Consider the following 25,139-nt stretch of genomic DNA (forward strand, 5'->3'; position numbering starts at 1 on the left):
GCAGGCTAGACAGTATTATAAGGAGATTTCAGCCATTATGCTGCGTCAGAGCGAAGCTTGGAACCGCGGAGATTTAGAGGCTTTCATGGAGCCTTACTGGCAATCAGATTCATTAGTGTTTATTGGTAAAAATGGCCCCACATACGGCTGGAACCAAACTCTGCAAAACTATAAAAGAGGGTATCCTACTCCAGAGGCAATGGGTAAGCTCACTTTTACTTTGTTGCGTACTGATATCATCAGCAAAGACGGACTATTCGTAATTGGTAAATGGCACCTTCGCCGCACTATTGGTGACCTTGAAGGCCATTTTTCGCTTGTTTTCCGGAAAATAGGCGGAAAATGGAAAATAGTAGCCGATCATTCTTCTTAGTGAGTCCTGAGTCTTGGGTAAAGAAATTAAACGTGCACTTGAGCTTTATAATTCATAACTCAAGACTCAGAGCTTTTTCTCCTGGTGTCTTTGCTAATAGGAGCGGGAGCTTGTTGTGTGGCTGTTCCAGGGGCATCGCTTTGGTCTATTACTGCCTGCTCTTCTACTTTTTCTACTTCGTCATGGAAAATATATCCATTTTGGGCAGCGTGTTGGGCGGCTTCAGCAGTGTCTTTCACCAGAATCATTTCTACGGTTTCCTTTAGCTCTTCCTGTACCTCCTGAACTATTTTGGCACGATCAGGCAAGTTTACATCTCTTATATAAGAGCAGATAATCCGACCTGGAAACTCTTTAATGACTTCACGGTAAATTTTAGGGTCTTCTTGTCCGCTGTCGCCAATCAAGATAAAGTTAAGGTGAGGGTAAGTGAGCAATATATTTTTTATCTCCTTAAACTTATGGCTCATGTGGTCAGACCCAAAGAACTTGTTTTGCATAAGCCCAAAGTCACGGAGCAGAAGAGGGCCAGCCGGTATGTCGTGAATGTCTAAAAAATCGTGCAGTAGGTCGTACAGGTTCCAGGGGCTGCTGCTCACGTAAAAGAAGGGGTTGTTACGTTTGCCATTGCGGCCTAGTTGCAGCGAACGGTAGAAAGCAGACACTCCCGCAAATGGTAATCTAGTGCGGGCATTGTTCATAAACGTGTGCTGCGACATTTTTATCAAATCTGTAGCAGAGGTGAGCACAATGGTATCATCAATATCTGAGATGATGCCGTATTCAGCGTCTGGGGGCGGAACAAGTACATGTGCTTCTGCCTTTACTCCGGGTTCAAATGATGATATGTTGGCATGAGTTAATTCAATCTCTACCTCATGCCAAATATCATCTAATTTAAGAGGTGCTTTAGGTTCAAGATTCAGTACATAATAACCCTCTCTGTCAGTGACTACCTGGTAATGCTGCTCGTTGAAAGACACCTGTAACACGGCATCGCGTACCTCGTCGCTTTCAAAACGGCGGTACATGTTCAGTAGGTTTTTCCAGAGGGTGTCATTTTCGGCTGCGGAAGAAATTCCTTTGTCTGCCAGAACTCGGCCTTTTACATATAGCCGGTTCACAGTACCATAGCTGCGGTAAGGCACAATATGCAAGGGTTTGTACAGGCCCAGGCGGTTGCGCAGACGTTGCATGAACAGGTCAAAGGTGTCATCAGCTTTTTCTAAGGATGCTCCCAGGCGTTTTTTCCAGTCTTGGCTCATGTGTAGAAGTATGTATATCTTTTCCTACGGATATAGCTATTTAGAGATATATATTAATGGATTTTTATCTACCTCTTGTGCTTCTTTTACCTCAGCAACTGTTTGAACTGTTCATAATTGGAACTACCTGATCTGGTGGTAGCACAGCCTTCTTGCTGCGCTTTTGTCTGGATATTTTGTACGCGGTTTCCTGGTGAAGGGTGGGTGCTAAGAAATTCAGGAGGATTGCCTCTTTGCTCCGCATTCTGCATTTTCTGAAAGAATCCGGCTGCACCATCACAGGCGTAGTAATCTGTACCACCTAAATACAGTACCGAATAATCATCTGATTCCCTTTCATAGTCGCGGCTAAACTTAAGCCCCGCCAGCTGACCAATGATCTGCCCAGTTATTCTTTCCAGTTCTCCTGAGTTGTCTCCCAAGGCCAGAGACAAAAGAAAAGAAATGCCGTATTGTTTTTGCAGCTGTTTAATGGTATGCCTCTGGTCTGCGTGGGCTATTTCATGCCCTAATACGCCTGCCAGTTGATCTTCTGAGTCTAAGTATTGAATGAGTCCAGTAAACACATAGATGTGCCCTCCGGGCGTGGCAAAAGCATTTAGGTTGTCAGGGTCCTTGATCAATTTAACATCCCAGGCAAAATCATCGCGGTGAGTAACCTGCCCTGAATTAAGAAGGCGCTCCACAATTTTATCTAGATAAGCATAGGCTCTTCTTGTGTTAGGGTTAGAAGAGTTGCGCTCTAGTAGCTGCCCTTTTGCCCGGTAGGTTGAGTCAACCTGTCGAGCTACCTGCTGGCCCAACGCAATGTCATCTTCAATAGAGAAGAAAACGTGGTCGCCGTTCTTGTCTGTGCCACAACCACCTAATAACAGCAGGGGCGGCACAAATAGAAAAAATAGTATTCTGGCTGTGGAAGTAAAAGTCATAAGTTCTGGAAGCGTATCAGAAAAGTAAAATAAACAAAACCTTCTACGCATAAACAATGCATTAGGTAGAACCGGATCAGAAGGAGTAGAGTACCTCCACAGGGTGATAGTAATCTTTTTAGGTATGTTTTCATAAAATCAGGTCTAAAACAGCACAACCTTTAACCACTGGCAAAGTTTAAGGATGAATACTTTACATCTCCTGTATGGAAAACAGTCTTTTTTCAGAAGTTAAACCCGCCGATGTGGCTCGTCAGGCAGGCTTGCGCTATATACCAGATACAAAGCCTGGCCTAAGTAGGCGACAGAAGGGCAAAAAGTTTGAGTTTTTTGACGCTAAAGGAGAAAAGATAACAGATGAAAAAGTATTAGAGCGCATAAATAAACTGGTGATTCCGCCTGCCTGGACTGATGTCTGGATCTGCCCTTCACCCAACGGTCATATTCAAGCCACCGGCCGAGACGATAAAGGCAGAAAACAATACCTTTACCATGCGCAATGGCAGGAAGCCAGAAGCCTCACTAAGTTTGGGAAGATGCTGGCCTTCGGCAAGGCGTTGCCTAAAATACGGGAGCAGGTAGAGAAAGACCTTCGGCTAAAGAAACTGGAGAAAAGGAAAGTGCTGGCGGTGGTTGTTGAGCTGCTGGATAATTCTTTTATAAGAATTGGAAATCGCCATTATGCAAAATCAAACAAGTCTTACGGACTAACCACGCTAAGAGACCGCCACGTTAAGGTTGAGGGAGATAACCTGCGGATTGAGTTTGTAGGCAAGAAAGGAGTGAAGCATGAAATCAGCATTAAAGACCGACGCCTAGCCCGGCTTGTGAAACAATGCCAAGACATACCGGGCTATGATTTGTTTCAGTATTACGACGAAGATGGGGATCGCCAGCCCATTGAGTCAGGTGATGTGAACGATTATTTGCGGGAGCTCTGCCAAGACGACTTCACCGCAAAAGATTTCAGAACTTGGGGCGGAACCGTGATGATGGTGGAGTGTCTGGAGCAAATTATTGATGAAAACCCCGAGATTGAGAAGGAAAAATCAGTGAAAGAGGCTGCTAAATTGGTAGCTAAAGAATTAGGCAACACCCCAACCGTTTGCAGTAAATACTATATACATCCTGAGATTGTGAGCTTATTCAAGGATGATAAATTGGTGGAATACCTAAGAAAGCATGACGCTAAAAAACGTAAAGTAAACCCGTATTTAAGCCGAACCGAGGAGTTTGTCATTGAGATGTTAAAGGAGGTGAAGGAGGGGTAAAATGCGAGCAGCTGAAAAGAATCCAGCAGATTTGCTGTTTTAGACCTGTTTTTGAAAAATTACACCTAAAACAGGAAAGGCGGGCAAATAACAAAGCTGTCAAATAAGCTTTATCTTAGGAGGCTAATACTCAAAAAAATATTACACATGTTTGTAATAGAGACACCTAGGCTAAAGATTCTACCTCTTACCGCTGAACAGTTGAAGTTATATTCCCTGAACAACGGTTCTTTAGAGGCTGCACTTGGTACAGAATATCAGCTCAGGGATATTTCATTTGATTTGAAACACACCCTAGAAAATTACTTCCTACCGCTGGTCAGCACCCACTCAGATCAATACTATTTTTATACTCTTTGGACAATGGTTCTGAAAGAACAGAATCAACTGGTAGGAGACCTCTGTTTTAAAGGTCCGCCTACTGAGGAGGGGCAAGTAGAGATTGGTTATGGAACGTATCCTGAGCACCAGGGCAAAGGACTCATGACCGAGGCTATAGCCGCCTTATTACAATGGTGCAAAACAAACCCAAATATCAATCTTGTATTGGCCCAAACAGAAACGGACAATCTAGCCTCAGAAAAGATACTGCAGAAGAATAATTTCCGAAGGTACCATCAAGGGCAAGACGACAGCTGGTGGGAAATAAAGGTAGACTCGTAAGACGAAAACATTTTATAATTAGAGAATGCTTGCTGGGTATATTGATCTGTACATTACCTATAATCCGTCGCGGTCAAATGCGTGCACTTCAGGGCCTTTCTGAAGCTTTAGCCTTGTCTCTTTCCCCTTTTCAACTTCAATGCCGCGTTTGGTGTCATAAACTCTCGTTTTGCGGCCCCAGCCACGAACATACGAGGAATCTATCAGTTTGTCTTCACCTTCACCTCCATAAATTTTCAACTCAATTCCTCTGTTCGCCCGGCCGCCTACCTTAAATTCATCTTCATGCCCAAGGCCGTACAATGAAATGATTTTAGTGTCTTTGTAATGAAACAAGCGTTCAAACACCAGTAGTGGAGGGGCATCTCCTTCTGCAGGTTTCTGATAAACTCTAACTAAAGTGTTGCCGTTCTGTTGCCTCTCTACTTCAAAAATGTCTTCTTGGTCTGTGCCGGGTATCAAAGCACTTTCTGACAAGTATTGGTACACTTTATTTGCCACTTGCGGAAGCTGCTCTCTTCTTGATTTCAGCTTTTGTAGAATCTCGGGGCCATTTAGCTCATAAACAGCTGTAGGTAAAGTAGCAACCGCTTGGGCTAGCACACTGTCTGTTAATTGTGTTTGTAATTCTTGGGCAAACTGTTGCCATTCTTCAAGGGTAATTTCATTCAGGAACCGAGAGTCTATGAACTCCGAGTTTTCAAGATAACCCTCTACAGATTTTATGTCAGCTTTGAAAGTCTTCATCTTGCTTAATGGAGCCCAGCTGCGGCTAAACAACCACGGAACAATTCCATCATCGAACTTAAAAAAAGCTTGATCCCGATCTTTGGGTACAGGTGAGTAGGAGGTAACGCTGCCAGTATCATACACTGCCCATTGCCATTGACCTTCATGTCGGTCCCAGTCTCCAATCAGTATATCAAAAAGCCTTGCTTTGGCAAAGGCTTTTTGGTTCACCCTGTGTCCGTGGGTTGAAAACCTCTTCCTAAGAAAGTCCTCTGAGTCAACTAAATCTTTGGCATTGCCAAAATACTTGGTTAGTGCCTCGGGCCCCTCAAATTTTTCTTCTAGTAAAAAGATCTTGTCGCTGAATGCATCTTTGTTTTCCTCTAGTCCTTCAGGGTCTTTTGGAATGTAAACAAACTTTGGATGGCTGTGGGGGATTTTTGCACCCATGGCCAAAGCAGAAACTACCACCGCGCCATAAGGGTGTGCCGCCGAGGTCTGGTCGCGCAGCAAGTTGGTGATAAAGCTTTTCCGTAAACCTTTGGGTAAGACTTCTACCGGATTTTTGTCTACTGACCTAAGTGCATATTTTTTTCCGTTTTCATCTTCCAGGGTTAGACTGGTGGTCTGAAATCCTCCACCTAATTCATTCGGGCTGAGGCCACCATGCATGCGGCTTAAGTCTAGAATAGGTAAGGTAACGGGTGTCGCCCAGACTTTACGGTAGTGCTTGCCCCACCACAACCGGTGAAAAAAGCCTCGGTCATAATGTTTGCCTGCCACTACAATAGCTGAGTCCCATTTCCCCTGCAAACCGGATGCTGTATCAGACACCAGAGACGATTTTTGGAAATAGTCTTTTCTGGCACAGCTCATGCATAGCAGTAAACAAATTATACAGTAAAAAATATATCTAGGCATCTTCAAATATTGTCCTTTTGCCATACATACAGAAAGACTCAAAGGTTGTGTCTATGGCATTTATTTAAGCATCAAAAAGTAAATCGCCAGAGAGATAAGTGACAGAACATACATTTTGTTTTATAAGTATATGTACTGATTATGCAACAGAAAAACACTTATACAGGGAAGCGGAGACTTCTGAGAAGGAGTAGCTGCTTTTTACTCTTCTTTTGGATGCTTTTTGTGATAGAGGTAGTAGGGCAAAAGAAAGATTCAACCATTACGGTTACGGCCGGAGAACACTATCTAAAAAGTGGGTTTCACCAATTTTGGTGGGGAAAGCACTATCGTAAAGTATGGGCAGAACCCGTTGAGGCACCTCTGTTTTGGGTAAAGGAATTTAAAGGCGGTGTAACACCTATAAAGCAGGGAGGAAGTTTTCAAACTAAAAACCTTAGACTCGAAGACAGCTTAGGACGTGAATTTGTGCTCAGATCTGTCGACAAAGATCCATCCAAAGCTTTGCCAAAGTCACTTCAGAATACTTTTGTGGCGGGGCTTATGCGTGACCAAACCAGCGTTATTCATCCGTACGGAGCTTTTATTGTGCCTGAACTGGCCAATGCGGCAGGTGTATACCATACAAATCCGAAGCTAGTGTTTATTCCAGATGATCCGGCTTTAGGCAAATACCGCCAAGAGTTTGCCAATACACTGGCACTGCTGGAAGAGCGGCCTGATGATGCGAACTGGGCTAATCTGGCAAGTTTTGGAAACCCTGCCAATATAGTTTCTTCTAAGAAAGCAATTAGTAGTTTACTGAAAAAGCCGCTGCATCAGGTGGATGCCAAGCGTTACCTGCGCTCCCGCCTGTTCGACATGTGGCTAAGTGACTGGAGCCGACGTGAAGATCAATGGCGGTGGGGAGTGGCCGAAGGGGAGATTGTGACGTATGAACCTATTCCTAGAGATCGTGATCATGCGTTCTTTAAGTTCAACGATGGTGTACTCACCAGCATAATCTCTATATTCAAGCCAAACTACCAGAGTTTTGACAGAACCATTGTGGGCAAGAATGTAAAGGGGCTTATCAGCGCATCCAGGCAGATGGATTCTTACCTGTTGGCATACTTATCTTTAGAAGATTTCAAAGAAGTAAGTCTTGATTTACAGCAGAGACTAAGTGATGATGTCATTGAAAAGGCCTTGATGCAGTGGCCTCCTCAGATCAGAGAGCTGACAGCTCAGGAATTCAGAAAAAAGTTAAGGGCTCGCCGTAAAGATCTGCCTAAAGCCGCTTCCACTTTCTACCATGAAATCAACAAAGAAGTGAAATTGGCTGGTTCAGATGATGATGACATTTTCAAACTTCATTTTACTTCAGATGGAAGTGTACTGGTGCAACACTGGTCAAATACAAAAGACAGTGCTCCTGTTTTACTTGATCAAAAAACGTATTCTCCTTCAGAAACAAAATCCATAGCTATTTATGGATTAAGCGGGGCTGATGTATTTCAATTATCTGGCCAAGGTAAAAGTAAGATCAAAATTCAATGGTTCGGGGGCGAAGGAACAGATAAGCTGCAGGTTGAGGATGACTGGAAAGTGACAGGTAAGAATATCGTCTTGTACGACGAAGATGATGGAAACGAATATAAAAAGGTGAAGAAGCTAAAAGTGAAAGACCATAGCCCAAAGGCAGATGAGTTTTCGGGTGACGGTTGGTTACTCAGACACCGGCTTCATTGATTTACCATTGTCATTTAGAGCAATCAACTCTCTGCGTAATACTGTAATACTGGAAGTACAAAGGGTAAACTTACAGCAACAAAGCCAATCTCTTAAAATGGATGAGATTGGCTTTGTTGCTGTAACCGTAGATGATTTGTTTTGAACCTGTTTTTTAAAAATAGCACTAAAACGCTCTAATTGAACACTAGTAACTTGTCTCCGTGCTTGGTACGTAAGTAGCCCCTGATAATCTGCTGCGTATCTTTGTTGTCGTTGTAGGGCTTTATTACGTTTTTAAAATCTTCTAGCCCGCAAGCGCTAAAGCTCTCGTCAAAATAGCCAAAGCCAAGGTAACAGCCGTTCTCCACGCACACCACAGACTTTTCATCTGCGCTACGGCCTTTACCTATTATCACAAAACTCTCGTGATCATACTTGAAGGCATCCATGGCCTCTATCACTCTTTTGTTGTAATCCTCTGGTGATTCCTTGCCTATGCAAGCACCTTTGCACTGGTGTACCTGGTAATCAAAACAAGCGCCATTTGATTTGTACAAGTCGCACAGTTTCTGGCAGAGGTTGTATTTAGCCACCCGGCTGAACAGAAAGTTCTTGGCCTGAAACTGGTTAGCCATGGTCAGCATAGGTGCCACCGCCGACTTAGACTTTTGAAAGGTAAGGCGCATGTAGCCATCCTGGTCTACGAAAGAATAAATGCCGGAGTGGTAGACGCTTCTTCGCTGGGCACGGTTGTAAAAGGGCTTTCTTTTTTTGATTTCATCGCTCTCATAAAGCAGAGCAACCAATTCTGAACCCGTTAACTCATAGGTTATGCTGGCAATACGGTTTTTAAATTCTACAGATTTCTTGCTCTTCAGGTCAATGTTGAAGTGCTGAATAATTCGTTTTCTAATGCTCTTGCTTTTACCCACGTAAATGATTTCGCCATTCTCATCATGGAAGTAATACACGCCTGCCTCTAGCGGTAAAGCATCTACCATTTCCTTGCTGATGGCAGGGGGCAGGAGCGAAGTTTTTATTTCTTTAGAGATGGCTGATTTCTCATGATGCTTTTCCTCCTGATCTGCGTTTACCTTGTCTGCGTCAATTTTTAGCAGACGGTCAAACAGTACCGCCGTTGCCTCGGCATCGCCAATAGCACGGTGCCGCATCTGTAGCGGAATGTCAATGCTTTTGCAGAGTTTTCCTAAACTGTAAGAAGGTAACCCTGGCATTAATTTTCTGCTTAGGCGAACGGTGCACAAAGTCTTCCGTTGAAAGTTGAAGCCTAAATCTGAAAACTCCTTCTTCACAAAAGAATAGTCAAAACGCACGTTATGAGCTACAAACACATTGCCCTCTGTTATCTGAACAATCTGCCTAGCCACCTCATGAAATTTAGGTGCATCGCGCACCATTTCATCCGTGATTCCGGTAAGTTGTGAAATGAAAAAAGGAATGGGCCTGCCGGGGTTAATGAGGCTATGGAACTGGTCCACCACTTGATTCCCGTCATGAATGAAGATGGCTATCTCAGTGATGCGGTCTTCTGAAGGCTGTCCTCCGGTAGTTTCTATATCTATGATGGCGTACACGCTACTCGTATAAAATGATCAGCGGCTGGTGCCGCCAGTCAAATAACTAAAATTTTTAGATTTTCGTTTCAAAATATCCAGTAGGAGTAGCAAATCAGGTGTAGTTTTGGGTAAACAAAAAAAAGTAGCCTATTGGCTACTTTTTTTCTTTCTCTGCAAATAGCAGAGAACACTATAATCCAATCTTATAAAACTTGTTTCAGAGAGGAAACAGTTTGCTTGGCAGCTTGTATTTCTTGGTACTGACGCTGTATCATTGTTTTTACATCAACGGGCAGCCCTTCTTCGTGCAAAGCGTTGTCATAAGCTTTAAGTGCGGCTTCGTCACCGTTTTCACACTCGTTCAAAATAGCCTTGCTGTCATTGGCGCCTACGGCAGATTTTAAGTTTATCCATCCGCGGTGCACAGCGCCTGCGGCTTGCATGGCGGCTCCCTCAATTGTTGTGGTGTTGGTGGTGCTGCCGCCTAGTTTTTGGGCAGTGCTTTCCAGCTCACTTACAAAGATGGCCCGCTGCTGGGCAAAGCGCTCTAATTCAGATTTTACCCGTTGGCTGTCTACGGCGGTGGCAGCAGTCTCAAAGCCTTTCTGGCCGTCTTTGGCAGTTTCTACCAGGTCGTTTAATACGTTCAGGATATGCTTATTTGAATTGTCCATAGTCTTAGTAGTTTTAGTGTGGTGTGAGTTTCTTAGATCTGAACCATTGCTTTGAAAAAGGCAGCCCATTGGCTGAGGTTCAGAAACATATACTAAGGCTGCAGGTAATTTGTTGCAATGTTTTAGACCTGTTTTCACAAAACCAGCCCTAAAACAGGAGTTACTTTCCCTTCTTTCGTTTTCGTATCTTCCGGAGGAAATTATGCTCTTTAGGTTTCTCGCTTATATCACAGAGCAGAAACCCAAATGGTTTTAAAGGCTCGTAGGCATCAAATAAAACTTTTAGGATAGCGATAAACGGAATGGCTAAAATCATACCTGCGGCACCCCAAATCTCTCCACCCAAAATTAAAGCCAAAATGGCGGCAAACGGGTTAATACTCACTTTAGAGCCTACCACATACGGAGTGATAAAATTACCCTCCAGAAACTGAACAAATGCGAAAATGCCCACTACTATCAATGCCTGCCCTATAGAGCCGGTATTGATGAATACAAACAAAGACGGCAGTAGTGCACCAATCAAAATGCCTATGTAAGGTATTATGGTAAGAATAGAGGCAAAGACACCAAAGAAGATGGCGTACTTTACTCCCATGATCAGCAGTCCCATTGAATTCAGGAGTGATACGATCAGTATCACAATGAACAAACCTGAGAGATACCCCTGTACCACCCGCTGAATGTCATCTACGGTTGCCATGACATAGCCACGTCTATCCTGCGCTACAAACTGAAACATAAACTGCCGCAGGTGGTCGCGGTAGTACAGCATACAGAATACATAGATAGGAATGAGGGTGAGAACTGTAAAGGCCCCAGTGGTAAGAGAGATGGTGCTGCCTAAAAAGGCGGTTCCTGTCTCTGTAATGTTTCCTAACGCTTTTTGAATGAACGTGCTTTTGTTTGTGGGTTCTATGCCGAACCGGTCTTGCAGGTACAACTGAAACTTGTTGATGAGCAAAGACAGTTTCGCATTTATCTCTGTTAACTCAGAGGAGAAACTGGCAATCTGAGCCGATAAGAACCACACCAGCAGCCCCAGTATGATAATAACAATGATTAGCGAAAGTGTGATAGAAAGAGGGCGAGGCATCTTTTTCTCCAAGCTCTGGGTGAGCGGTAATAGCAGCAAAGAGAACAACCCCGCAAAACTTACTGGTATAAGTACCGACTTGAATGTCTGTAGAAAATACAACAGCAGAAACAGCCCTAAAAGAATGACGGTGTATTTGAAGTAGTTAGGAAATTTAAAACTCATATAACGGCAAAAGCAGGAGTAGATTTATAACTCATTAATGCTAATAATAATAGCATTGTATTATGTATTTTTTACTTTTGTAATAATTTTAGCTAAATTTATAAGCAAAATAAGCGGTATTATGTGAACTGCAAAGGACTGTTTTTGGTTACAATATAGAAGAAAACAACACAGCATGCCATGCTTCCGGAAGCCTTTTTAATCTTTATCTTGCAGCTTCTTTCTTTTTAAAAACCTAACTTAGGCGTTACTGACGGCAAAGTACCGCTTAAACTCTTATATTTTACCTAATTCTACTAAACCCAAAGTTCTCTATGGCTGAACTGACTAATGTATCTTACAACGAGGACAGTATCCGCTCGCTCGACTGGCGTGAACACATCCGGTTGCGGCCGGGTATGTACATCGGTAAACTCGGCGATGGTTCCTCTCCCGATGATGGGATTTACATTCTTGTGAAAGAGGTGATTGACAACTCCATTGATGAGCACATGATGGGGTTTGGTCGCACCATTGAAGTAAAAATATCTGACCACAAAGTAGTAGTGCGTGACTATGGCCGTGGTATTCCGCTAGGTAAAGTGATTGACTGCGTGAGCAAGATCAACACCGGTGGTAAATATGACAGCCGCGCCTTCCAGAAATCGGTAGGTTTGAATGGGGTAGGTACCAAGGCGGTGAATGCTTTATCTGCTCAGTTCAGAATACAATCAGTGCGTGATGGCCAAACCAAAGTAGCCGAGTTCGTGCGTGGTGAGTTGGTGAATGACGAGCCACTTCAAGAAACCAGTCAGCGCAACGGTACCACCACCACCTTTGTGCCAGATGATACCATCTTCAAAAACTACCACTTTATACCGGAGTTCCTGGAAAACCAGATCTGGAACTATGTGTACTTAAACGCTGGTCTTACCATCCACTTTAACGGTCAGAAATACTACTCTGAGAATGGTCTGAAAGACCTTTTAAGCCGCAAGATTGATGAGGAGAGCATGCGTTACCCAATCATTCACCTGAAAGGCGAGGATATTGAATTAGCGCTTACACACGGAAGTGACTACGGTGAGGAGTATTACTCCTTTGTGAACGGTCAATACACTACCATGGGTGGTACTCATTTGGCTGCTTACAGAGAGGCCGTGGTGAAAACAGTGAAAGAATACTTCGCAAAAGAGAAGAAAGATTTTGATGGGACAGACATTCGGGCCTCCATTGTTGGCGCCATTGCCATTAGAGTGCAGGAACCGGTGTTTGAGAGCCAAACGAAAACGAAGCTCGGTTCTATTAATGTAGGCCCTGAAGGACCTACTGTTAGAAACTTCATCATAGATTTTGTCAAAGAACATCTAGACAATTATCTGCATAGAAACAAAGATGTTGCCGAGGCATTGCGGAAACGCATTGAGCAGAGTGAGCGCGAGCGTAAAGACATGGCTGGTATTAAAAAGCTAGCTAACCAGCGCGCCAAAAAAGCAAACCTGCACAACAAAAAGCTACGTGATTGCCGCTTCCATTTTGGCGAGAGCAAAGATCAGGAAAAAGAATCGTTAACTACTTTGTTCATCACTGAGGGTGACTCGGCCTCTGGTTCTATCACAAAGTCTAGAAACGTGGAGTTAGAGGCGGTATTCAGCTTGAGAGGTAAGCCTTTGAACTGTTTTGGTCTGAAAAAGAAAGTTGTGTACGAGAATGAGGAATTCAATCTTTTACAGCATGCTTTGAATATAGAAGAAGGCTTGGAAGGGCTGAGATACAACAGAGTGGTTATCGCAACCGATGCTGACGTGGACGGAATGCACATTCGCCTGTTGCTCATGACATTCTTCCTCCAGTTTTTTCCTGATTTAGTGAAGAACGGTCACCTATACATTCTGGAGACGCCATTGTTCCGGGTGCGCAATAAGAAAGAAACCATCTATTGCTACAATGACCAGGAAAGGCAGCGTGCAATTCATAAGCTGGGCAAAAACCCAGAGATAACACGCTTTAAGGGATTGGGTGAAATTTCCCCGGATGAGTTCGGGAAATTCATTGGCGAAAATATTCGCCTGGAGCCGGTAATTATGGGTAAGACGGAGCAGAATATCCAGAAGATTCTGTCTTACTACATGGGTAAAAACACCCCTGACCGTCAGCAATTTATTATTGATAATCTCAAAATAGAGAAAGACTTAGTAGAGGAGGTATATGCTTAACGAAGAATTGGAAAACGTAAACGACGAAAGCCTGGAGCTGGATGGGCAAATGGAGGGCGATGAAGCCATTCATGACATTACCTCTGTTTCTGGCCTGTACGAGAACTGGTTTCTAGATTACGCCTCTTACGTAATACTAGAGCGGGCTGTGCCTGCGCTGGAAGACGGTTTTAAGCCGGTGCAGCGCCGAATCATGCACGCCATGAAGGAAATGGATGACGGCCGCTTTAACAAAGTTGCCAACATCATCGGCCAAACCATGCAGTACCACCCGCACGGTGATGCTTCTATTGGTGATGCCATTGTAAACTTAGGTCAGAAAGACCTGCTCATTGAAACCCAGGGTAACTGGGGCGATGTACGTACCGGTGACAGTGCCGCTGCTCCGCGTTACATTGAGGCCCGTCTAACAAAGTTCGCTCTGGATGTGGTATTCAATCCACAGACAACGGAGTGGCAATTGAGCTATGACGGCCGTAAGAATGAGCCGGTGACCTTGCCGGTGAAATTCCCGCTGCTACTAGCGCAGGGTGTGGAAGGAATTGCTGTTGGCTTGTCTACCAAGATCATGCCCCACAACTTCCGTGAGTTGATCAAGGGTTCCATTGATGTGCTAAAAGGCCGCAAAACTCAGTTACTACCAGACTTTCCAACGGGCGGTTTGGCTGATTTCAGCAACTACAATGGTGGGGGCAGAGGCGGTAAAATACGTCTGCGCGCCAACATTGAGAAAGTAGATAAATCGCTGCTTATTATCCGTGATGTGCCTTATGGTACCACCACTACGGCTCTCATGGACTCCATTGTCAAAGCCAGCGAGAACAACAAGATCAAGATCAAGAAAGTAGTAGACAATACTGCGGCCAATGTAGAGATTCAGGTGCATATTCCAACAGGTATTTCTCCTGACCTGACTATTGATGCACTATACGCCTTCACTGATTGCGAAATCTCTATCTCGCCGAACACCTGCGTAATCATTGAAGACAAGCCCCGTTTCTTGTCAGTAGATGAGCTGCTGCGCCTGTCTACAGTAAAAACTGTGCGGTTGCTGGAGCGCGAGCTCGAGATCCGTATGGGTGAACTGGAGGACAAATGGCATCAGTCTTCTTTAGAGAAAATCTTCATTGAGAACCGCATCTACCGCGACATAGAAGAATGCGAAACTTGGGAAGCGGTACTAGAAGCCATTGATAAGGGCTTAGATCCATTTAAGCCTCTGCTGCGCCGCGAAGTAACGCAAGATGACATCATCCGCCTGACAGAGATAAAGATTAAGCGTATCTCTAAATTTGATGCGTTCAAGGCTGATGAGTTCATCAAAAAACTGGAAGCTGAAATGGCGGAGGTAGCCGATAATTTGGCTAACCTGACACGCTACGCCATCAGTTATTTTGAAGGCTTGCTGGCTAAATACGGCAAAGGCAAAGAGCGCAAAACTCAAATCAGAACTTTTGATGTGGTATCAGCGCAGAAAGTTGCCGTGGCCAACCAGAAACTGTACGTAAACCGCAAAGACGGCTTTGTGGGGTACAGCCTCAAGAAAGATGACAATGTGGAGATGGTGTGCGAGTGTTCAGACATGGACGACATCATTGTCATCCGGAAGGACGGGAAGTTCATGGTGAGCCGCATCTCCGAAAAGCTCTTCATGGGCAAAGACATTATTCATGTGGGCGTTTACAATAAGAACGACGAACACATGGTCTACAACATGATATACGTAGATGGTAAAACTGGTGTGGCGTATGCTAAACGCTTTGCGGTAACTTCCATCACCCGTGACAAGGAGTATGAGCTTACCAAAGGGGAGAAAGGTTCTAAAGTAGTTTACCTTACAGCTAACCCTAACTCTGAGTCAGAGCTGGTTACTATTACCCTTAGCCCTAGCAGTACCGCTCGCGTGAAGCAATTTGACTTTGATTTTGCAGATTTGCTGATCAAAGGCAAGGGATCGCAAGGCAACATTGTAACCAAGTACGCCATTAAGAAAGTTGTTCAGAAAGCATTGGGTGAATCTACCCGTGGGGGCCGTGAAATTTATTATGATGAAGTAATTGGTCGCCTGAACACCGAAAGCCGTGGTCGTTACCTAGGTTCTTTCAATACTGATGATACCATTTTGGTCATCTTCAAGGATGGAACCTATGAACTTACCTCCTTTGAACTTTCGAACCACTATGATGTGCCGAATATTGAGGTGATTCATAAGTTCACGCCGGAGTTGGTTGTTTCTGCGGTGTATACTGACGGAGACACCAAGACTACCTATGTTAAACGGTTCAGTGTTGAAACCAGTACTGTAGGTAAGCGCTTTCCTTTTATCTCAGAATCGAAGGGTACTAAGTTATTAGCTGCTACCGTAATCGCTGAACCTAAGGCCGAAATCAAATTCCAACGCGACAAGAAATCAGAGAAAGAAACAGAAGTGTTGCTGCTCAATGAGTTCATTGACGTAAAAGGATGGAAGGCTATGGGAAATAAGTTAAGCTACTATAAAATCCATAGTGTACAGATTGAGCCGGAGGAGGTAAATGAGGTAATTGCTTCCAAAAATAGTATTAAATCAATAAAAAGTGTAAAGGTGGAGCCAGTAGTGGCGCCAGAAGTAGTCAATGCCTTTACCAGTGGAGATGAAATATCGCTAGAAATTGCTACTCCAAAACCTAAAATGGTAGAAGCCGTAGAAAGTGAACAAAACGGGGATCTACCACTTCAGCCCAAGAAGGAAAAAAGGCAGCTAAATCTTTTCTAGGTTTTGTAAACTAAAATTTGTAGATTACCCTGAAGTTGAACTATTTAAAAGTAACAAAAGGGGAGCATGCGAAGCATTTACAGAACTATTTGGTTGCTGACCTTGCTCATTAGCATACCGACCCTTTCTGCCTACTCAGGCGGAATAGGGTCGGAAAAGCTACTGTGGGAGGCGAATCAACTTTTCAAGGAATATAAAGACACCGAGGCCTTAGCTAAATACGAGCTTCTGTTGGAGAAAACACCCAATCATTTAGAAGCGCTGTATAAAACAAGTATTCTATTTGGCCGGATTGGAAACCGTTACTCAGACGACACCCATAAAAGCCTTTATTTCCAGAAGGCTTTGGCTCATGCTCAAAGAGCTTTGTATGTTGACAGCGCCAATGCTGATGCCAACTATGCCATGGCGCTTGCCTTGGGCTATCTTTGCCAAACAGGAACATTGAAAGAGCGGCTAGGTTATCTTGACCAGATAAAATTACATGTAGACAAGGCGCTAGAATATGAACCAAATCATGCTGGTGCCTGGCATCTGAAAGGAAGATGGGCGTATAAGGTGGCTAATTTGTCTCTAGGGGAAAAAGCCGCAAGTAAATTATTCCTCAATTCTTCTTTTCCGGAAGTAACAAATCAACAAGCCATTGAAGCTTTGAGCAAAGCTGTTGATTTGTCTCCCTCCAATTTGCTGTTTTACTATGATTTGGCTAGAGTGCAAAAGGACGCTTCTATGAAAGGAGAGTGTATTTTAACTCTACAGAAAGCATTAGACCAAAAATTAGTGACGTCAGAAGATCTTGAGCTAAGCCGTAAATGCAAAATACTGCTGCAGGAAGTTTTAAAAGTCAGATCGTAACCTCAATAGTATACACAAGAAGCCCCACCTGGCAAAACTGGGTGGGGCTTCTTGTGTATATGCCCCTCCCGTTGAAGTGCCATCATTTCTTATCTTTATTTAAGGTAGTTTGTCTGCTGCAGTAAATCATGCTGTATGTCAATTTAAACGCAATGCCGCTGCTTTCATAAATTGTGTAAGATTTTTTAGAGAAGACAACACCTTATCTATACTCATTAAATCTAAAGAAAAGGTGCTAACGCTACGTTTATAATTTTTTTTCAGAACCAATAGGGGAAATGGATACTTGTTTGTCTTTTATGGGAAATATTAGTAGTTATATAAATTAATGAGCTTGAATTTGCTCATTTACATTAAATTAGGTAGCTTACTGAGTATATAATCCCTTATATATTCAGTATTTTCGTGTTTTCAAGACTTGTGTAGTGAGAAGAATAATCCCTTTTCTTTTTGTATTGTTCAATGCAGTTTCGGTTTGGGCTCAAACTAACTCTCCTATTAAGGGTAAAGTAGTTGATTCTGAAACGCAGAAACCCCTGGACTTTGTCACGGTGCATTTGTACAAAGCAAAAGTTCCGGTTTTTACAGATGAGGCAGGGAAATATGAATTAAGGAATTACTCTATCTCAGACTCTGTAACCTTTACTTTACTGGGTTACAAACCTCTCACCAAAACAATCCGCCAATTGCAGCAAAACGGTGACATTGGATTGGAGCGCCAGAGCTACGTGATACAGGAAATTGTAGTGCGTCCTAAAGAAAATCCGGCATTTAAAATTGTAAGGGCCGCAGCACGAAACAAACATAAATATTTGCCAGAGAACCAACCGGCAGTACAGTTTGAAACCTATACGCTCATGAAGGGTTCTATTCTGGAGCGTGAGGCCAAAGACACCAAGAAAGGATTTTCTAAACGGTATGCCCCATATTTAGATAGCCTTACGCTCGCAGAAGGAAATGGAAGAACCGCCTCATTGCCAATTTTCCAGTCAGAGACAGTAAAAGAAACTTACTTCACCAGTGACCCAAACCGATCAAAAGAAGTTCTGGTAGCCAGTAAAGTAGTGGGAGTGGGCATTGAAAAAGAAGCCCAATTGGCGCAGTTGCTTAACGCGCAGGCAGAACACTTCTCGCTCTACCAAAACTTTATGAGAATGTTTGACAAAGATTTTGTCAGCCCCATTGCCAACCAGTGGTCAAACTACTACGACTATGATTTGGAAGACAGTGTGGAATCTGAAAGCGGGAAAGTCTATCGACTAAAGATAATACCAAAGAGGCCGCAGGATCTCACTTTTGAGGGATATATGTGGATCGCCGATAGCTCATTTTCTTTGCGCAGAATCGAGTTGAAAATGAACAAAGATGTGGGGCTGAACTTTGTTAGTGATTTACAGATAGTGCAGGCTTGGGATGCCAAGAATCCGAGTATGCTGCCGCTCTCCAGTAAGCGGAAATTCCAGATTTCAGGTCTGCCGGGCACTGATGTAAGGTTGTATGTAGAAACTACCACTACCTATACTGATTTGGTATTGGGCGAGCCTAAAGATTCAGAATTCTATGCATTAAGCCATACTATTAGTGATTCTGCTTTAAAGCACAAAGAATCATTTTGGCAGGAAGTACGGCCGTATGAGTTCTCTCAGGAAGAAGTGAAGAGGGTAGAGGCCATTAAGCAGATCAATAAACTTCCGGAAATACAGAGTGCCGTTAAGCTGATAAGAATTGTGGTGGAAGGGCACATGCCGATCAATGACAAGTTTGAATGGGGGCCTGTGTTCGGGGCCTATGTGTTCAACAAGGTAGAAGGGCACCGGTTCCAGTTTGGAGGACGAACCACAGAGTTTTTTCACCCAAACTGGATTTTAAATGGCTACGCCGCTTATGGCACCCATGATAAAAATTTCAAAAGCCTTTTAAACGTGAGGTATGTGGCTGACCGTGAACAATGGACGGAATGGGGCGTCAGCTATTTAAATGATGTAGGACCAGCCACCATGGATCTGAACAATACAAGGGTAAATAGTTTATTCTTCTCCGCTTTTCGGTGGGGAAAGCTCAATTTCCCTTACCAGCAGGAGCGAATTCAAATGTGGGCAGAACGCGAGTGGTTTCAGGCCTTCCGTCAGAAAATCACCCTCCGGCACACTAATTTTGTGCCGGATTTTGAGGTTGCCGGAGTAGGTTCAGAAGATTATGATTCAAAATTTTCACCATTCCGTAGCACTGATGTTACGCTTAACATCACGTATACCCCTGACCGTAAGATGCTGATCAGGCACCATGAGAAAATAGCAATTTCCAACTCTAATTCACCAATAATCGGGCTAGAGCTTTCAGCCGGAATCAGTGGAATGCTGAATTCAGATCTAAATTATCAGCAGGTGACCCTGTCAGTTGACCAACGGGTAAGGGCCGGTATTTTGGGGTACGGCCGTTATTATTTCAGAGCCGGAAAAACATTTTCAAAGGTGCCTCTGCCGCTGCTACAGGTGCCGGTAGGAAACGAAACCCCTTTCTTCATTTTGCACGGGTACAACTTAATGCCCTTTTTTGCCTTCGCCACAGATGAATACCTGTCACTGCGTTACGACCACCATTTTGAAGGGGCTTTTTCATTAACGAACCGGCTACCTTTGCTCCGTAACACGCGGGTAAGGTTAGTAGCCGGTGGGGCGATTCTTTATGGAAGTTTGTCAGACAGAAACAAGCCATCCTACGATGCTCCGGATGAAGACCTCAACTTCAGGGGGCTGGGCAAAGATCCTTACGCAGAGGTAAATGTGGGTTTGAAAAATATCTTTCAATTAGTTAGAATAGATGTTATTCACCGGCTAACTTATCGCAACCTTGATGCTCCGCTGTGGGGGGTAAAAATGTCACTGTCAGTAAACCCATAGTTGGCTTCTGTTTTAGGTCTAGTTTTAGAAAAACAGCCCTAAAACAGATTTTCAGCATCTGAGTTTGTACCTTCGCCCTTTGTTGAATGATTTCTGTTGCTTCATGCGGTATATCTGTTTTCTGTTCTGTCTTGGCTTTGGGGCATTGATTTCATGCTCCCAGCAAAAGAATGAGGAGCGTATGTTCTCTCCCCAGAAAGTTGAAAGCAGTGTAGCAATTCACATAGCAGAGATTACCCGTGCCATTGACCGCAACAATGATCACCCTGAGTGGTACCTGAAACGTGCCCGTCTTTACCTTGCCTCAAATAAAATTGAAGCTGCCTATAATGATCTTAAAACCGCTACCGCCAAAGATCCGGCTTTGGGTGAAGCGTATTTTCAGATGGCCAAAATTCTGTTAGCGCGGCAAGAGTACCAGGAGGCAATGAAAATGATGATGCAGGCCAAGGCATTCAATTATTACACACCTGAATCAGAGGCTGTGCTGGCAGAAACTTATGTGGGTTTAGAAATGTATGACCGGGCACTTAACCACAGCAGTAGAGCTATTAAATTACGCCCAGGTGAAGCTAAATATTACGTTCTATTGGCCAAGTCGCAATCGGGTACCGGAGACACCGCGCGTGCTTTGTTCAACCTGAATAGAGCGCTGCAGCGCGATTCTCTGTCTTTGCCAGCCTTTAGAGAGTTGAGTGCCATTTACACCGCCCGCAAGCAGTTTGATGAGGCATTCCCTATGGTGCAGCACGGGATAAAGATTCAGCCGCAAGATGGTTTTTGGTGGCAGCAACTGGGGCAGTATTTTCTTAATCACCGTCAAATTGACACAGCGTTAGTCAGCTTCAACAGAGCCATAGAACTGGAGCCTGAATACGCAGAAGCCTTTGTTGGTCTGGCTGAAAGCTGGTACCGTAAAAGGCAATATGGTCTGGCGTTGGAAAATTTCTTAAAAGCGCAGGAGCTGGGGCATGAATTAAATGAGCATACCCGCTGGCTTTTAGCCACCAGCTATGAATGGACCGGCAACCGAGAGACAGCGCGACAGCATTACATTTTTTTAACTCAAAAATACCCTGAGAACCCGCGGTATCGTGTAGCTTTGCAGCGGGTGAGCATGCCAATTAGGCGGCCAATGTTAGATAGTTTAAGCACAAGAAGCGTTTTTTAGCTAATTTGCCGAAATCAGACCCAAAACAGAGAGAAGTTTACTGAAGTTATATGATCAACATTACCTTACCAGACGGTTCGGTCCGTGAATATCAAAAGGGAGTTACCGGTATAGAAATTGCCGCCTCTATCAGTGAAGGATTAGCCCGCAATGTGCTAGCCGTTAAAGTAAATGGCCAGGTGTGGGATCTTACACGCCCTATAGAAAGTGATGCCTCTATCCAACTCCTGACCTGGAATGATGAAGAAGGCAAGGCTACTTATTGGCATTCATCGGCTCACTTGATGGCCGAAGCGCTGGAAGCTTTGTATCCTGGAGTAAAGCTGGGTATTGGCCCTGCCGTTGAGAATGGGTTTTATTATGATATCGACTTAGGCGAAGACAGAGTTCTTTCTCAAGATGAATTTCCAGCCATTGAACAGAAAATGCTGGAACTAGCCCGTCAGAAAAGCGAGTACGTGCGTCAGCCTATTTCTAAAGCCGATGCCATTGCCTACTTCACCGAGAAAAATGACCCGTACAAACTAGATTTGCTAAAAGATCTGGAAGACGGTACTATCACCTTTTATACCCAGGGTAACTTCACTGATCTTTGCCGGGGTCCTCATATACCAAATACTGGCTTCATAAAAGCAGCCAAGTTGATGAACGTGGCTGGGGCGTATTGGCGCGGAGACGAGAAAAGCAAACAGCTGACTCGTGTGTACGCCATCACTTTCCCTAAGCAAAAGGAGCTGAGTGAGTATTTGGAGCGCCTGGAGGAAGCCAAGCGCCGAGACCACCGTAAACTGGGCAAAGAGCTTGAATTATTTGCTTTCTCTGAGAAAGTAGGAGCGGGTTTGCCTCTGTGGTTGCCCAAAGGAACATTGTTGCGTGAGCGTTTGGAGCAATTCATGCGCAGAGCCCAGCAAAAGGCAGGCTACCAACCGGTGGTGACCCCGCACATTGGTAGCAAAGAGCTATATGTGACTTCTGGCCACTATGAAAAGTACGGAGCTGATTCTTTCCAGCCAATCCGGACCCCCAATGAGAACGAAGAGTTCTTGTTGAAGCCTATGAACTGCCCGCACCATTGCGAGATCTATAAAACCCGTCCGCGCTCTTACAAAGAGTTGCCGGTAAGGTTGGCTGAATTTGGTACTGTTTACCGTTATGAGCAAAGCGGCGAGTTGCATGGCCTAACCCGCGTACGTGGATTTACCCAAGACGATGCGCACATTTTCTGCCGTCCTGATCAGGTGAAGGATGAGTTTTTGAAGGTGATTGACTTAGTACTGTATACCTTCAAAGCATTGGGTTTTGAAAACTATACTGCCCAAATCTCTTTAAGAGATCCTGAAAACAAAGCGAAATACATAGGGTCTGATGAAAATTGGGCCAAAGCGGAAAGTGCCATTGTAGAGGCGGCTCAGGAAAAAGGCCTTACTACCGTAACTGAACTAGGCGAGGCTGCGTTTTACGGACCAAAGCTAGACTTTATGGTGCGTGACGCCTTGGGTCGTAAATGGCAGTTAGGTACCATACAGGTAGATTATAATTTGCCGGAGCGTTTTCAGTTGGAGTACATTGGTGCCGATAACGAGAAGCACCGTCCAGTAATGATACACCGGGCACCGTTTGGTTCTTTGGAGCGCTTTGTGGCGGTATTGATAGAGCACTGTGGAGGTAATTTCCCGCTGTGGCTCAGCCCAGACCAAGTAGCCATTCTGCCAATCTCTGAGAAATACCATGAGTACGCTCAGCAGGTAAATGATCAGTTGGCGCTACAAGACATTAGAGGCTATGTAGACTCCCGCGATGAAAAGATTGGCCGTAAAATCCGTGATGCGGAAGTGAGCAAAGTGCCATACATGATCATTGTAGGAGACAAGGAGCAGGAAAACCAGATTGTTTCTGTCCGTAAACACGGTTTTGGAGACATGGGAACTATGCCTGTCAATGCCTTTGTTGAGAACTTCAAGGCGGTGCTAGCCGACCTGTTGGGTTAGCCCAACTAAAAAAATATAGTAAAATACTTTTATTGTACAGGGTTATATGCGATATTCGCACCCTGATTGTGAAACCTAAATTAGGGAGGTACAACTATTTCTACGAATAACAGACGCTACGTGCCACGTGGCAAGGTTGAGGAAGCTCACCGGATCAATCAGCGCATTACCGGACTGCGAGAAGTGCGGGTAGTAGGTGAGAACGTAGAGCCTGGGGTCTATAGTATAGATCAGGCTCGCCGTATGGCTCAGGAACAGAACCTGGACCTGGTGGAGATTTCGCCAAAAGCAGACCCGCCGGTTTGCCGTATCATAGACTACTCTAAGTTTAAATACGAGCAAAAGAAGAAGCAGCGGGAAATGAAGGCTAAAACCACGAAAGTGGTGATGAAAGAAATCCGCTTTGGGCCTAACACCGATGACCACGACTTTGAGTTCAAGCTGAAGCACGCCCGCCAGTTTTTGGGCGAAGGTGCTAAAGTGAAGGCTTACGTGCACTTTGTGGGCCGTACTATTGTCTTCAAGGAAAGAGGGGAAATGCTTTTGCTTAAATTTGCCCAAGCTCTTGAGGATGTGGCCAAAGTAGAGCAGCTGCCTAAGCTGGAAGGAAAACGGATGTTCCTGTTCCTTTCACCTAAAGTCAAAAAATAATTACCTTTAAATACACCCAAATGCCTAAAATGAAAAGCAAATCAGGGGCTAAGAAGCGATTCACCCTGACAGGTACTGGCAAAGTAAAGCGTAAGCACGCGTACAAAAGCCACATCCTGACCAAAAAGACCACCAAGCAGAAGAGAAATCTTACCCACACCGGACTGGTTAGCGAAGCCGACCAAGCCAACGTGCTGAGAATGCTTGCGTCTTAATCAAACACAATTTACAATTATTGTTTCAACGGGAACTGGTAACTAAGTATTAAACCGAGATCACCAGCCCCAAAAAATTACAGAAATGCCTAGATCGGTCAATGCCGTGGCGGCCCGCCACAAAAGAAAAAGAATAATGAAAATGGCCAAAGGTTACTTTGGTCGTAGAAAAAACGTTTGGACAGTAGCCAAAAACGCGGTAGAAAAAGGTTTGCTTTATGCTTACCGCGATAGAAAAGCTAAGAAAAGAGATTTCCGTGCATTGTGGATTCAGCGTATCAACGCTGCAGCCCGCATCAACGGCCTGTCTTACTCTCAGTTAATGGGCGGATTGAAAAAAGCGAACATCACCCTTAACCGTAAAGTTTTGGCAGACTTAGCTCTGAATCATCCAGAAGCCTTCACCGGAATTGTAGAGAAAGTAAAATAGACTTTCCTTGCCTATACAGTAAAAAGCCCATCTGAAAAGATGGGCTTTTTTTGTGCCTTTGCTTTTACGCAACAGCCGGCACTAGTGTGTATTTAATCTATAAATAGAATCAAAAAATGGTATCTTACTTTTCACTAATGCATTAGCTAAACTTTTACTTCACATGATCAGAGAAGCTACTTTAAAAGACATTACTGAGATGCAGTTGATCAGGAACACGGTAAGGGAGAATGTTCTGTCTAATCCAGCTTTGGTTACAAGGCAAGACTATGAAGATTATCTTTCGGAAAAAGGTAGAAGTTGGGTATGCGTAGTTGATGGTGCACTAGTGGGTTTTGCTGCGGTAGACCTGCAGAATAATAACGTTTGGGCCCTGTTTGTAAAAGTGGGGCAAGAGGGAAAGGGCTATGGTAAACAGCTGCATGACGTAATGGTAAACTGGTATTTTGCCCAATCAGAAACACCGTTGTGGCTTAGCACTGACCCAGGCACACGCGCTGAAAGATTTTACCTCAGGCAAGGCTGGACTTGTGTTGGCTCGTTTGGACAACAGGAAGTGAAGTTTGAAATGTCAAAACTAGCTTGGCAGCTCAGGTTATTAAG

20 protein-coding genes are annotated in these 25,139 nt (G+C 44.2%); 14 read left to right on the forward strand and 6 right to left on the reverse strand.

Annotated features, from left to right (window positions below):
* The first annotated feature begins 37 nt into the window (after positions 1 to 37).
* Positions 38 to 373 carry a YybH family protein gene (locus A8O23_RS13800; RefSeq protein WP_239693407.1) on the forward strand — a complete coding sequence of 112 codons (336 nt, stop codon included), beginning with the start codon at positions 38 to 40 and terminating at the stop codon, positions 371 to 373.
* A 59-nt stretch (positions 374 to 432) separates the two neighbouring features.
* Here the strand turns inward: A8O23_RS13800 and A8O23_RS13805 are convergent, their stop codons facing one another.
* On the reverse strand, positions 433 to 1,638 hold the full coding sequence (locus A8O23_RS13805) for an App1 family protein (protein WP_066622209.1): 1,206 nt from the start codon (positions 1,636 to 1,638) through the stop codon (positions 433 to 435).
* 86 nt (positions 1,639 to 1,724) lie between these two features.
* Positions 1,725 to 2,567 carry a M48 family metalloprotease gene (locus A8O23_RS13810; protein ID WP_066622212.1) on the reverse strand — a complete coding sequence of 281 codons (843 nt, stop codon included), beginning with the start codon at positions 2,565 to 2,567 and terminating at the stop codon, positions 1,725 to 1,727.
* Positions 2,568 to 2,773: 206 nt separating this feature from the next.
* Between A8O23_RS13810 and A8O23_RS13815 the strand changes: the two genes are divergently transcribed.
* Positions 2,774 to 3,838, forward strand: coding sequence for a DNA topoisomerase IB (locus A8O23_RS13815; RefSeq protein WP_066622217.1), 1,065 nt, complete (start codon positions 2,774 to 2,776; stop codon positions 3,836 to 3,838).
* Positions 3,839 to 3,985: 147 nt separating this feature from the next.
* Positions 3,986 to 4,501 (forward strand): GNAT family N-acetyltransferase, encoded by a 516-nt coding sequence (locus A8O23_RS13820; protein WP_066622219.1) that lies wholly within the window; start codon positions 3,986 to 3,988, stop codon positions 4,499 to 4,501.
* Positions 4,502 to 4,558: 57 nt separating this feature from the next.
* Here A8O23_RS13820 and A8O23_RS13825 read toward each other — a convergent pair whose 3' ends face one another.
* Complete coding sequence (locus A8O23_RS13825; protein ID WP_082883055.1) at positions 4,559 to 6,106, reverse strand: hypothetical protein; 1,548 nt, start codon at positions 6,104 to 6,106, stop codon at positions 4,559 to 4,561.
* Positions 6,107 to 6,367: 261 nt separating this feature from the next.
* Here A8O23_RS13825 and A8O23_RS13830 point away from each other — a divergent pair, with 261 nt between their 5' ends.
* Positions 6,368 to 7,882, forward strand: a complete 1,515-nt coding sequence (locus A8O23_RS13830) for a hypothetical protein (RefSeq protein ID WP_066622222.1) — start codon at positions 6,368 to 6,370, stop codon at positions 7,880 to 7,882.
* 176 nt (positions 7,883 to 8,058) lie between these two features.
* On the opposite strand, the gene A8O23_RS13835 is transcribed toward A8O23_RS13830, so the two are convergent.
* From A8O23_RS13835 to A8O23_RS13845, 3 genes are all read right to left on the reverse strand, one after another.
* Positions 8,059 to 9,459: an exonuclease domain-containing protein gene (locus A8O23_RS13835; protein ID WP_066622226.1), complete on the reverse strand. Its 1,401-nt coding sequence runs from the start codon at positions 9,457 to 9,459 to the stop codon at positions 8,059 to 8,061.
* A 185-nt stretch (positions 9,460 to 9,644) separates the two neighbouring features.
* Complete coding sequence (locus A8O23_RS13840) at positions 9,645 to 10,115, reverse strand: ferritin-like domain-containing protein (protein WP_066622278.1); 471 nt, start codon at positions 10,113 to 10,115, stop codon at positions 9,645 to 9,647.
* A 160-nt stretch (positions 10,116 to 10,275) separates the two neighbouring features.
* Complete coding sequence (locus tag A8O23_RS13845; RefSeq protein WP_066622228.1) at positions 10,276 to 11,376, reverse strand: AI-2E family transporter; 1,101 nt, start codon at positions 11,374 to 11,376, stop codon at positions 10,276 to 10,278.
* 314 nt (positions 11,377 to 11,690) lie between these two features.
* On the opposite strand from A8O23_RS13845, the gene A8O23_RS13850 reads away from it, so the two are divergent.
* The 10 genes from A8O23_RS13850 to A8O23_RS13895 form a co-directional block, all read left to right on the forward strand.
* The gene (locus A8O23_RS13850) at positions 11,691 to 13,571 is read left to right on the forward strand and encodes a DNA topoisomerase IV subunit B (RefSeq protein ID WP_066622230.1); all 1,881 of its coding nucleotides are present in this window, start codon (positions 11,691 to 11,693) and stop codon (positions 13,569 to 13,571) included.
* Positions 13,564 to 16,326, forward strand: coding sequence for a DNA gyrase/topoisomerase IV subunit A (locus A8O23_RS13855; protein ID WP_066622232.1), 2,763 nt, complete (start codon positions 13,564 to 13,566; stop codon positions 16,324 to 16,326). The genes A8O23_RS13850 and A8O23_RS13855 overlap by 8 nt, the downstream gene beginning before the upstream one ends.
* A gap of 66 nt (positions 16,327 to 16,392) precedes the next feature.
* Positions 16,393 to 17,181 carry a tetratricopeptide repeat protein gene (locus A8O23_RS13860; protein ID WP_066622234.1) on the forward strand — a complete coding sequence of 263 codons (789 nt, stop codon included), beginning with the start codon at positions 16,393 to 16,395 and terminating at the stop codon, positions 17,179 to 17,181.
* Positions 17,182 to 17,606: 425 nt separating this feature from the next.
* Complete coding sequence (locus tag A8O23_RS13865) at positions 17,607 to 20,081, forward strand: DUF5686 family protein (protein WP_161486739.1); 2,475 nt, start codon at positions 17,607 to 17,609, stop codon at positions 20,079 to 20,081.
* Between the two features lie 181 nt (positions 20,082 to 20,262).
* Entirely contained in the window at positions 20,263 to 21,252 is a 990-nt protein-coding gene (locus A8O23_RS13870) for a tetratricopeptide repeat protein (protein WP_161486740.1), read from the forward strand.
* Between the two features lie 50 nt (positions 21,253 to 21,302).
* Complete coding sequence (thrS, locus tag A8O23_RS13875) at positions 21,303 to 23,240, forward strand: threonine--tRNA ligase (RefSeq protein ID WP_066622240.1); 1,938 nt, start codon at positions 21,303 to 21,305, stop codon at positions 23,238 to 23,240.
* A 120-nt stretch (positions 23,241 to 23,360) separates the two neighbouring features.
* Positions 23,361 to 23,891: a translation initiation factor IF-3 gene (gene infC, locus A8O23_RS13880; protein WP_239693408.1), complete on the forward strand. Its 531-nt coding sequence runs from the start codon at positions 23,361 to 23,363 to the stop codon at positions 23,889 to 23,891.
* A gap of 20 nt (positions 23,892 to 23,911) precedes the next feature.
* Complete coding sequence (gene rpmI, locus A8O23_RS13885; protein ID WP_066622245.1) at positions 23,912 to 24,106, forward strand: 50S ribosomal protein L35; 195 nt, start codon at positions 23,912 to 23,914, stop codon at positions 24,104 to 24,106.
* Between the two features lie 85 nt (positions 24,107 to 24,191).
* Positions 24,192 to 24,536, forward strand: a complete 345-nt coding sequence (gene rplT, locus A8O23_RS13890; protein ID WP_066622247.1) for a 50S ribosomal protein L20 — start codon at positions 24,192 to 24,194, stop codon at positions 24,534 to 24,536.
* A 163-nt stretch (positions 24,537 to 24,699) separates the two neighbouring features.
* Positions 24,700 to 25,139, forward strand: a 440-nt coding sequence (locus tag A8O23_RS13895) for a GNAT family N-acetyltransferase (RefSeq protein WP_066622249.1), incomplete at its 3' end; no start/stop codon positions are given.

It is taken from the genome of Rufibacter roseus (genome assembly GCF_001647285.1).
GTDB classification, from domain to species: Bacteria; Bacteroidota; Bacteroidia; order Cytophagales; family Hymenobacteraceae; genus Nibribacter; species Nibribacter roseus.